Below are 2,137 nucleotides of genomic sequence, written 5' to 3'. Positions count from 1 at the left end.
GTGTGGTCCCTGCGGCACCTTCCCGACGAGCTGCGCACCGTCGGCACCCTCCTCGCCTTGGACGCGATCTGGCGGCAGGTGGACGCCCCCGGCCGATCCCGGCTGGCCGCCCGCCGGCTCGTGGTGGTGGACGAGGCGTGGCTGCTGATGCGCGACGGCGAAGGCGCCCGGTTCCTGTTCCGCATGTCCAAGGCCGCCCGCAAACGCCACGCCGGGCTGACCGTCATCACCCAGGACGTCGCCGACGTCCTGGGCACCGACCTCGGCCAGGCCGTCGTCGCCAACGCCGCCACACAGGTGCTGCTCAAACAGGCCCCGCAAGCCATCGACGCCATCGGTGAGGCGTTCGGGCTGACCGCCGGCGAGCGGCGGCTGCTCCTCGCCGCCCGCGTCGGGCAAGGCCTGCTGATCTCTGGCACCAACCGGACCAGTTTCGAGGGCATCGCCTCCGACGCCGAGCACCTGCTGTGCACGACACGCCCGGCCGAACTCGCCGACCTCGATGAGGGAGACGACCTGTGACCCCGCCGACCACGACCATCATGACCCTCCTACCAACCACGGCCACGCCGTCGCCTGGCCCGTCCGGGCCGGGCGCCGGCTTTGTCGTACCGCCGGCCGGCCCGACCCGCTGGGTCCTCGACGCCGCTACCTGGGCGGGGCAGCGGCCGTGGCTGCTCGCTGTCGCCGCCGCCGCCCTGGTCGCCTACGTCGCCGGGCGCAACCTCCTCGCCCTGTGGCGGCACCGGCGGCACGCCGACGGCGCCCGCCTCGTGACGATCGCCCCACCACCCGAAGTCGACCCGCACAGCGCGGCAGCGATGTGGGCGAACCTCACCGGCACCCTCACCCCATCCCGACGCCGCCGCTGGCTCTACGGCAGCCCCCACGTGGTGTGGCAGTACACCTGGGCCGGCCGGCGGCTACTCATCTCCGCGTGGGTACCCGGCACCGTCCCACCCGGCGCCGTCGAAGCCGCCGTACGCGCCGCGTGGCCGGGCGCCGCCTGCACCACCGACGACACTCCCGCCCCGCCCATCCCGCTCCACGCGGCCACGGTGGGCGGTCACCTGCTGCCCACCGCAGCGGAATGGCTGCCCTTGAACACCGACCACGACAACGACCCGCTGCGCGCGCTGATGTCCGCCGGCTCCCAACTCAAAGCCGACGAGTACGCGTGCGTGCAGGTCCTCGCCCGCCCCGCCGCACCCCGCCGGGCCCTGCGCGCACGACGGGCCGCCGCCAGGCTGCGCGACGGCAAGACCGCCATTCCCGCCATCAACCCGGCCGCGCCGCTGCTGTGGCTCGTCGAGCTGTTCCTGCCCGGCCGTCCCGCCGGCACCGCCCGGCCCGCAGCGTCGGGCCGGCGGGACCCGGGAGTGGAACGCGACGTGCGGGCCATCCTCGACAAGACCGCCCACCCGCTGTGGGAGACCGCCGTGCGCTACGCCATCGCCAAGGACGGCCGGCGCGCCGCCACCGACCAGCGGCCCCGGTTGCGGGGCATCGCCGACACCATCGCCTCCGCGTTCGCCGTCTACTCCGGCCGCAACCGCCTCACCCACCGCGCCCGCATGCCGGCGCCCGCCGCCGTGCTGGCGTCACGCCGCCTCGGCGCCGGGTTCCTCACCAGCACCCCCGAGCTGGCGGCCCTCGCCGCGCTGCCCCGCGATCTGGCCGTGCCTGGCCTGGACCGGGCGCGGGCGAAGTCCATGCCCACCCCGGTCGCGGTGCCGACCGGCGGGCGCGGCACGAAGATGATCGGCGACGCGCAGGTCGGCGGCCACGGCGTCGCCCTGTCCGTCCCGGACGCCCGCTACCACCTGCACGTTGTCGGCTCCACCGGCTCCGGGAAGACCACCCTGCTGGTGAACATGGCCGTCAACGACATCAAGGCCGGCCGCGGCACCGTGGTCATCGACCCGCACGGCGACATGGTCCTGGACATCCTCGACCGGCTCCCCGCCTCCGCAGCCGACCGCCTCGTCATCTTCGACCCCGACCAGCCCAACCCGCCGACGATCAACCCGCTGTCCGGCGACGACCCCGACCTCGTGGTCGACAACCTCGTGTCGATCTTCGGGAACATCTTCGCCAAGGCGTGGGGACCGCGGATGGACGATGTGATGCGGGTGGC

General features: G+C 74.5%; 1 protein-coding gene and 1 pseudogene. Both read left to right on the top strand.

All coding sequences use genetic code 11. From position 1 onward, the window contains the following. Positions 1-522: pseudogene (locus AB0I41_RS35070) on the top strand (conjugal transfer protein TraC); the annotation flags it as partial. Between the two features lie 17 nt (positions 523-539). Further along, positions 540-2,137, top strand: a 1,598-nt coding sequence (locus tag AB0I41_RS35065) for a DUF87 domain-containing protein (protein ID WP_357115744.1), incomplete at its 3' end; no start/stop codon positions are given.

The organism is Micromonospora sp. NPDC050200 (genome assembly GCF_040656135.1).
In the GTDB taxonomy this organism is placed as follows: Bacteria; Actinomycetota; Actinomycetes; order Mycobacteriales; family Micromonosporaceae; genus Micromonospora.
Note: the sequence above shows the minus strand (reverse complement) of the source record. Positions and strands in the feature narration are given on the sequence as shown.